Annotated in this window: 6 protein-coding genes; 3 read left to right on the top strand and 3 right to left on the bottom strand. The window is 33.0% G+C overall.

What is annotated here, in order from left to right; all coding sequences use genetic code 11:
* Positions 1-2,044 (bottom strand): choice-of-anchor L domain-containing protein (locus tag BM024_RS06475; RefSeq protein WP_177190170.1); only part of this gene is annotated, 2,044 nt, incomplete at its 3' end.
* 299 nt (positions 2,045-2,343) lie between these two features.
* Here BM024_RS06475 and BM024_RS06470 point away from each other — a divergent pair.
* Positions 2,344-3,243 (top strand): NifU family protein, encoded by a 900-nt coding sequence (locus BM024_RS06470; protein ID WP_090678645.1) that lies wholly within the window; start codon positions 2,344-2,346, stop codon positions 3,241-3,243.
* 215 nt (positions 3,244-3,458) lie between these two features.
* On the opposite strand, the gene BM024_RS06465 is transcribed toward BM024_RS06470, so the two are convergent.
* The gene (locus BM024_RS06465; RefSeq protein ID WP_090678644.1) at positions 3,459-5,726 is read right to left on the bottom strand and encodes an inorganic phosphate transporter; all 2,268 of its coding nucleotides are present in this window, start codon (positions 5,724-5,726) and stop codon (positions 3,459-3,461) included.
* A gap of 147 nt (positions 5,727-5,873) precedes the next feature.
* On the opposite strand from BM024_RS06465, the gene BM024_RS06460 reads away from it, so the two are divergent.
* Entirely contained in the window at positions 5,874-7,874 is a 2,001-nt protein-coding gene (locus BM024_RS06460; RefSeq protein ID WP_090678643.1) for a thioredoxin domain-containing protein, read from the top strand.
* A 3-nt stretch (positions 7,875-7,877) separates the two neighbouring features.
* Complete coding sequence (locus BM024_RS06455) at positions 7,878-8,654, top strand: mechanosensitive ion channel family protein (protein WP_090678642.1); 777 nt, start codon at positions 7,878-7,880, stop codon at positions 8,652-8,654.
* Between the two features lie 2 nt (positions 8,655-8,656).
* On the opposite strand, the gene tsaB is transcribed toward BM024_RS06455, so the two are convergent.
* Positions 8,657-9,328, bottom strand: coding sequence for a tRNA (adenosine(37)-N6)-threonylcarbamoyltransferase complex dimerization subunit type 1 TsaB (gene tsaB / locus BM024_RS06450; protein WP_090678641.1), 672 nt, complete (start codon positions 9,326-9,328; stop codon positions 8,657-8,659).
* Positions 9,329-9,331: the final 3 nt, after the last annotated feature.

The raw sequence follows: 9,331 nt of genomic DNA, 5'->3' as shown, positions 1-9,331 counted from the left end.
CGTGATAAACTATGGAATCATATTGGCTTAAATCAAAGGTAGAACCCGGTGTATTACAAATATGCATATCGTTTAACGGAACCAAACCTATGACACATGTCTCGGTCTTGATGGTAAAACTATATACTTTAAAACAAGGACTAATCGCACTTTGGATGCGAACCCATATAGTCTTTGAACTAAAGGTGTTGTCAAAATTATAGTAACTCGGAATCTGACCCGTATCGTTCTCTGCATCGGACTTGCTCTCATAGAACATAGCCGTTACTGGATAATGTGTTACCCCCTTCATACTAGACTCTAAATTGAATAGAGTCGTTGCTGTTGGTGACTTACACTGAACCAGATTTAAAGGTGGTTTTTCGATGATGATCTCGTCGAAGTATTCAACTTGGATAGGATCAACTTCTAGGTAACAAGCAACGTTCTTGTAATCTAATTTCACTCCATATGATCCTTTAGAATTAACGGTTAAGGTAGGTCCGTTCTCTCCAACTAAATCCATTCCGTCTTTGGTCCATTGAATAACATAGTCATTCGGATTCAAATCCGCTTTCAATACCATCGTTTCTCCCGGACACAAAGCACTTCCTCCTTCGATAACCATGTCGTCTCCTAAACTTGGTGTACCAATATCAAAACTTCGAGCATTGAAGAAAACAGCCGAAGAATGACTATCATTAGTACAAAAATCCATAACTGCCAACTTAATATGATACTTACGTCCAGGAATAACAGTAACACTCGCAGAGCTCATCCCTACAGTAGACCCAGCAAAATTAATAGGAGCTGATATTGGCGGCATATTTCCACCTTCGTAAGCATTCCAAAAATACTGAGCATTTTGAGTACAATTTGTTCCCAAAATCTTACTACTATCCCAAATTGTGTTTAAAGCAATTGGAGTTGTAGTCCCGGGTATCTTGGCTAAATTCTCTCCAATCCCAGTAGTCGTATCAATTAACCAAGCTGCAAATAAAGCTCCATTATTACAATGATATGTACAACTTGAATTATAACTATTAGAAGCAAATAAATATTCGAAATTCAAAGAATCTTTAATGGGTGTAAAATCAAATGAAACTTGAGTAACACGCATATCAGTAGCCACTAAAGGTGTCGTAGGCATTCCTCCAGTATCATTAATCGCATCAACCAAATCCTTGTCACCAACCCATCTATACGTATTTATCCCCTTAGATCCTGTTGTAAATGGACCAGGGACGAATTGCACCTCACTAGTAGAAAGAACAACCCCTTCTTCAAATGGAAAATCAGAACCATTCCTATTAAAATATCCAAACGTATTTACTGACTTTGTTTTCGCACTTCCATCACCAACTTGATATTTAATATTAGACACCAAATCACAACCAGCTGTTACCAATACATCCTTAATCAATCCTTCAACAGAATACATTTCACCACTAGGACTAACTTTAATAGGAGGAGGAATAGTAGCCAAACACATTTTAAATGCAAATTCTGTAGTACCCCCAACTCCAATGCGAACATAGTATTTTCGACCTATAACTAAACTATTAAGAACTCTTTCCTTACCAAAATTACTTAGTGTAAAACATTCTTTCGTAGCAGAAGTCATCGCTCCACATGTTTTATCATATACAGCTACATAAGCAGTAAAAGCAATCACGCCGAAATCCTCTATCGAAATACGATGAGAAGTAGCAGTAGCTGTAAACTCAAACCAAACATCTTTTGTCATGGCTCCAGCACAAGTAGGCTTTACTTGAGAACTTAAAGTTGCACCGACAAAAGTAGCTTGTGTCATAGTAGCACAAGTCAATGTTGAATTAATTGTCAGTTCAGTAGCTGAACTACAATCATCATTATCAGGTGCTGCAAAAAACAACACTTCATTTTTACTAGATGATCCTAGGTTACCAAAAAAAGGCACCCCCATAAAACTAGACTCTAACTCCACTAATCCCCTACTCATCTCACTTTCTCTAGCAAAGCTCGACGTATAAGAAAAAAGCACCAATAAGAGCAAAAGAGACACTCTCTTCATATTCTTTATCATTGAATTATTTATATTTATTTCTCTCATTCTAACAACTACTATAAAAAAAATGTTATCTACAATCAGAATATTCAAGTTAAAAAAAAGAACTATTACTTTTCTTCTCTCTTGTTTTTTAACTAACTAAAATGATTCATTTACCCCTTATAACATTTCATTTAGGTTTTACACCCTTTTTCACAACCTAAACTCACACACCTGTTAACACGTATCTAATTAAATGTTAATTTTCGGTTTAATTTCCAAATATAGTTATTCGCTACATATATCTTCGTTAAATTTGAAAAAAAACAAAAAAAATGTACCAAATAAAAATATCCGAAACACAAAACCCTGCTATCATTAAGTTTGTATTGTCTGATTTCATTACAAAGGGTGAGAATTTCGAATTCAAAAATATAGATGAAACGACTAATTCACCATTAGCAAAAGAACTTTTTTTCCTTCCATTTGTTAAAACTGTTTATATTTCCAATGATTTTATTGCTATCGAAAGATTTTCAATAGTTGAATGGGTAGATGTCCAAGATCAGGTAGCACAACAGATTCAAGATTTCTTAGATCAAGGCAAACAAATTCTTATTGAAACAGATAAAAAGACTAAAAAACAACCTATAACTATTTACGGAGAGACTACTCCAAACCCTGCAGTAATAAAATTTGTTGCTAATAAAGCGCTGACAAAAAAATCTGTGGAAATCAAAAATATCGATGAGGCGTCAGTTTCACCTCTCGCTAAAGAACTTTTTAAATTCCCTTTTGTAAAAGAGATTTTTATAGATGAAAACTATGTATCAGTAACAAAATATGATTCATTCGAATGGAATGATATAACACTTGAAACTCGCACATTCATCAAAGAATTCCTTGAAAACGGAAATCTAGCTGTGAATGACGATTTAATCAAAGATGTTTCAAAAATCCAAGAAGAAGCAGACAAAAAATTTGACTCATTAGACGAAACCTCTCAGAAAATAATCAACATTTTAGAAGAATATGTTAAACCCGCAGTTGCAGCAGACGGTGGAAATATAGTTTTCAAATCTTATGACAAAGCAAGTAATACCGCCCATGTAATACTACAAGGTGCTTGTAGTGGCTGCCCATCATCAACTTTTACATTAAAAAATGGTATCGAAAACATGCTTAAACAAATGCTTAACGATGAAAGTATTATTGTAGAAGCATATAACGGCTAAATCGAATTGATGATAAAAAAACAATATTTATAAAAAAAGGATACTATGTTAGTATCCTTTTTTTATAACCAATATCAAAATTTCAATCTAAACAAACACCTAATAACTTCAATTGATCTTCACTCTAATATTAATATCGTTAACTTAAACTAAAAAATTACGGGGAGTTAGCTCTAAAAGCTACTCCCCGTAATTAAATTTTAGATTAACATCTATTATTTTCTTCTTCCTCCAACTTCCAAATCTTTAAACAACTCCAACAAACCAATAGTTGATTTAATTAAAATATCTGTTTCAAATAAAATAGAAAAATACAATTTACTATTCTTAGGACTCGTTTCAGTAGTTCTAATTCTTACAATTTGTTTTTGGATTAATCTATCTACATACAAACTCAATTCTTCTCTATCCTCTAATAAAGTTTCAATATGATCGAACTGTTCCGTTGAAAATGTTTTCTCAATTTTATCAAATAGATCTTGCAATAATTGATCTGTATTTTTAAGATCTCTAATTTGATTAAACTTCAATTTCTTGTGATTATTATCAACATGAGTAAACCCATTTTGAGCAATAAAACTAATCGCTTTAATAATATCTTGTAAATGACCTAAGGTAAGAATATAAAACTTACTTGCCTCTACAGACGTATCATCAAGATTTTTAATAAAGAAATAAACATCTCCTTTTAGAGCATCAACTTCCTTCTCTAATTTTTTAAGTTTCTTTTTACTAGATTTTAATTTACTCAATTCTTGCAACCCGATGCTATCAATAACATCTGTATAAATTTCTTTTGAACGTGAAATCACACTTGCAATTTTGGCAGAACTTTCAGAAATAACCTCTTGAATAGTTACTATATCAATAGTATTCAAATTAGATAGATTAGTAGCCTTTTCTTTTGTTTTTCTTTGATGAACCTTATTACTTCTATACAATAAAATACCAACCAAAATAAGAAGTCCTACTAAAGCAAAAACCTCCCCTAACTTTAAAATGTAAGCTGTAACAAACGCGGCAACAAATGCAACAATTGCAGTTACAAACCATCCTCCAATTACATTGAAAACACCCGCAACGCGGTATACAGCAGTATCTCTATCCCATGCTCTATCAGCAAAAGAAGTACCCATAGCAACCATGAAAGTAACATAAGTAGTAGACAATGGCAATTTCATAGAAGTACCTATAGAAATCAATATACTAGCAACCATAAGATTTACTGAAGCACGAACCATATCAAAAGCTGGTTCTTCCTCATTCTTCTTATCTTTCTTTTTAGGTTTTTCTAATTGCTCAAATCTACGGTCAAGCTTATCCTGCAAACTATTTGGAAGCAAATAACTAAAAGCAAGTCCAACACGAACAAACCCTCTAACAATTATTTTCGAAAGAGAATTAGGTGTAAATTTTTCTGCTGTAGAGCCAGTGTCTTGTCTAGATAAAGTAAGCTCTGTTTCAATAACGTTCTTTGCCTTTTTAGAAGTCCAAAGTGTATATACCATTACCAAACCTGCTATCAACAAGAAATAGAAAGGAGCTACTACATTCTCCTCACCTAATTTATGCATCATATAATTATCAGGAGACATTCCAGAAGCCATGAAAAACTCATAAGATTGAAAAGCAGCAATTGGAACTCCAATAAAGTTCACTAAGTCATTACCAGCAAAAGCAAGAGCTAAAGCAAATGTTCCAACAACAATGATAACTTTTAGAATATGCACTCTGAACAAGCTCATAAGAATTTGAGACAATAACGTCCAAAACACAAAACTTACAGCAACTATAGTCATTTGATTATTATTAATCCATCCACGCATTTCAGAACTAATAAAAGACGCACCTTTAAGACCTTTAATCAAAATGAAAAATGTTATGGCTGTAATAGCAATTCCACCAAAAACAGCACCATAATATTTAAGCTTCTTATTGACATCAAACGTAAAGAAAAGACGTGAAACATATTGAACAAGTCCTCCTAATGTAAAGGAAAGTAACACTGACAACAATATACTGACCACAATTTCTGTGGCCTTCTCAGTATTGATGTATTGAGGTAAAGTTGCCCATATACCATCTTCAGTAACAATTTTATAAATTGCTAAACACACAGCTGCCCCAAGCAATTCAAACACAATAGAAACGGTAGTTGAAGTAGGAAGTCCCATAGTATTGAAAACATCTAACAACAAAACATCAGTTATCATAACCGCAAGGAATATGACCATAACATCGTTGAAAGAGAACATACTGGGCACAAAAATACCACTTCGCGCAATTTCCATCATCCCTCCAGAGAATAAGGCTCCTACTAAAATACCTAAAGTAGCTACAATCATAATTAGTTTAAACGGCACTGCTTTAGAACCAATTGCTGAGTTCAAAAAGTTTACAGCGTCGTTACTAACCCCAACTGTCAAGTCTATTACTGCTAATATCGCTAAAGCGATGAGCATAACTAAAAATATTTGCTCCATTTAATTTAATTTAATTTGCACTGCAAAAATGCATCATCTAATTCAATTTTATGTTAAGCCAATGTTACCAAACATAATCTTAACAAGCATGAACTAAGTATTAATAAATTTGCAGTACTTTGAATAATCCTTTTAAACGAACAAAAGATGAATGAGCTACATAAAGAATCAAGTCCTTACCTGTTTCAACACGCGAACAATCCTATTCACTGGAAAGCTTTCTCTCAATCTACTTTAGAAAAAGCGAAGATCGAAAACAAACTATTAATTATCAGTATAGGATATTCAACTTGTCATTGGTGCCATGTAATGGAACACGAAAGTTTCAATGACCTAGATGTAGCCAAGATAATGAACACTCACTTTACATCGATAAAAGTAGATAGAGAAGAACAACCGGATATAGATTCATTCTATATGAAAGCAGTGCAGTTAATGACAAAGCAAGGAGGTTGGCCCTTAAATGTTGTTTGCTTACCAGATGGAAAACCTATTTGGGGAGGAACTTACTTTAATAAAAACACATGGATTGAATCATTAAATCAACTTCATTCATTGTACAAAAACAATCCCGGTCAAGTATATGATTTTGCTGAGAAATTACATGACGGAATAAGTCTAATCAGTAAAGCTCCCAACTCCTTGGAGAAAGCAGCTACATTTGATTTAGATAAAATTATAGATATATGGAAACGCAGTTTTGATTGGGAACATGGAGGTTATTCAAAAGCACCCAAATTTATGATGCCTAATAATCTTTATTACCTACAAAAACTTGGAGTATCTACTGACGACTCAACTCTTCTAGACTATGTAGATTTAACATTAACTAAGTTAGTGTATGGTGGTATTTTCGATACAATTCATGGTGGTTTTTTCAGATATTCAGTTGATTTCAAATGGCATATATCTCATTTTGAAAAAATGCTATATGATAATGCCCAGTTAGTAAGCCTATATGCAGACGCATATAAGAGAACTAAGAGTTCTCTATATGAAGAATGTATTTTAAAAACATTACAGTTCATTGAAGACGAATGGAACAACTCAGAAGGTGGATATTTTTGTGCATTAGACGCTGACAGTCTAACTCCACAACATCAATTAAAAGAAGGAGCCTATTACGTATGGACAAAAGATGAATTGGAAACAATACTATCAGAGGATTTTGAAATCTTTAGTGAGATTTTCAATATCAACACATTTGGTCATTGGGAAAATGGAGAATACGTATTTATTCAAAAAGAACCACTTGAAAAAATCGCTCTTAAAAACCACCTAGAGATTGAAGATTTACGTGTCAAAAAACAACAGTGGGAGCAATTATTAAAACAACATAGAGATAAAAGAATCAAACCATTACTTGACGACAAATCTCTCACAGCATGGAATGCAATGATGGCTATCGCTTACATAGATTCATATACAGCATTGAACATTGAGTCACACCTAGCAAAATCTTTAACCATCCTAACCTTTATAGAAGAAAAGCTATGGTCAGAAGAAACAGGATTATTCCATACCTATAAAAATGGAACTGCAAAAATATCAGGATATTTAGATGATTATGCTTGGTACATTAATGCGCTTCTTAGAGCTTATGAAATTACATTGAATGAAAAATTCTTAATAAGAGCTAAGAATATTACTGACCACACCCTAGACAACTTCTTAGATGAAAAACAAGGTTTTTTCACTTATTCAATGCATAAAGACACAGTTTTTGTACCTTCTATTGAAATTGAAGATAATGTAATACCCTCTCCAAACTCTGTAATGGTTCACAACCTACACAAGCTGGGAATTCTCTTCGAAAATCAGTACTACACAAATTTATGTGAAAAAATAACCGATACAGTGCTACAACAAGTAGACTATCCTTCCTATTACTCCAATTGGCTCTTGATGAGTTTATACTTAAGTGAACATTCTGAATTAGGCATAGTAGGACAAGACTCTTTACAACATATCCAAGCTATAACATCGAATTTCATAGCCCATAGTTTTGTAGTAGGAAGCAATAAACCCTCAAACATTCCTTACTTCAAAAACAAGTATATAGAAAACCAAACATTGTACTATTTTTGCAAAAACAAGAGCTGCTTTCAGCCAGAAACAAAAATTGATTTACTAGACATCCATCTCTAAAAAATGAACAACTTAGACTCTTTTATAAAAAGCTTTATAGAAAATCTATTCAATTTTCTTCCAAACATAGTTTCTTCAATAGTCATATTAGCGATTGGCCTATGGATTATTAGGCTCCTAAAAAGAATGACGCATAGAATACTAACTAAAAAGAAAATTGATCCAACATTTACAAGCTTCCTCTTAGATGGAGCAGTATGGGGACTTCGAATTGTGCTTTTTATTATTATCGCCTCTAAACTAGGAATCCAAACCTCTTCATTTGTAGCAATTATAGGAGCTATGAGCTTAGCTATTGGTCTTTCACTACAAGGATCTCTTTCAAATTTTGCAGGAGGTGTTTTAATTATTTTATTTAAACCTTTCAGAATAGGAGACATTATAGAAGCACAAGGAGAAGCGGGTAAAGTATCTGGAATTCATATCTTTTCCACAAAAATAATCAATTATCAAAATCAGGTAATTTATATTCCTAATGGAATATTATCCAATGGAAAAATTAAGAACTATACAGAAAATGAATTAAGAAAAACAGAGCTTTCCATCCAAACACCAAGCACTATAAATAGTGCCGATTTCATTAACCTTCTCACTAATGAATTAATTGAAAATGAAACCATCTTAAAACAACCAAAACCGAGAGTTCAAATAAAAGAAATATTGGACACAAAAGTAACATACACTGTATTGGCATGGGTTGAAAATGGAAACTATTCAGAAGTAAGTTCCTTCATATATTTAAAAGGAAAAGAAATAAGTCAACATTTAACAACAAACTAAGCTTACTTCTTCTTAGTCGCCATCACAAAATCTTTTAAATAAAACGGTTCAAAATAAGCAACATCTACAAATTCATTTACAAGAAACTTTTTATACGCTGGAACTACCATTTCTTTAGCTGAAGGGTATAAAAACAATTCGTGATAAACAAAATCACTTGAATCTAGCAATTCTTTACACTTTGAAGCCCCATCACCCAACAAATGAAGAGTTTGCCCTTTAAAACGTTCATAAGAATCATTTTCAACAACCAACGCTTGCACACCTTCTAGCATATTATATTCTTTTGAAAAGACAGCAGAATAAACCTCCATTCTTCGAGCATCAATCATCGGAACAATTAATCCTTCCTCAATCACTAATTGTCTTGCAAGAACCTCCAAAGTATCAATAGCAATCATCGGGATCTCCAATGCATAACAAAGCCCTTTAACTGATGAAACACCTATTCTTAAACCCGTATAAGAACCAGGTCCTTGACTAACAGCAATAGCTTTTAAATCAGGCAAGTTATAACCATTCTCTTTCAGCAAATCCTCTATGAACAAATGCAGTTTTTCGGCATGAGTAAAGTTTGCCTCAGCCAATTCTTTATAATCTAATAATTTCCCATCCTTAGATAATGATACGGAACAATTTTTCGTAGCAGTTTCAACACTTAATATTAATGCCATATT

Origin of the sequence: Myroides guanonis (genome assembly GCF_900114085.1) — a bacterium.
Lineage (GTDB): Bacteria > Bacteroidota > Bacteroidia > Flavobacteriales > Flavobacteriaceae > Flavobacterium > Flavobacterium guanonis.
Note: the sequence above shows the minus strand (reverse complement) of the source record. Positions and strands in the feature narration are given on the sequence as shown.

What these genes read in the sequence shown, in the direction of transcription:
- BM024_RS06460 (WP_090678643.1), top strand. Translation starts at nt 5,874, where the DNA reads ATGAATGAGCTACATAAAGAATCAAGTCCTTACCTGTTTCAACACGCG.
- BM024_RS06455 (WP_090678642.1), top strand. Translation starts at nt 7,878, where the DNA reads ATGAACAACTTAGACTCTTTTATAAAAAGCTTTATAGAAAATCTATTC.
- BM024_RS06465 (WP_090678644.1), bottom strand. Translation starts at nt 5,726, where the DNA reads ATGGAGCAAATATTTTTAGTTATGCTCATCGCTTTAGCGATATTAGCA.
- tsaB (WP_090678641.1), bottom strand. Translation starts at nt 9,328, where the DNA reads ATGGCATTAATATTAAGTGTTGAAACTGCTACGAAAAATTGTTCCGTA.
- BM024_RS06470 (WP_090678645.1), top strand. Translation starts at nt 2,344, where the DNA reads ATGTACCAAATAAAAATATCCGAAACACAAAACCCTGCTATCATTAAG.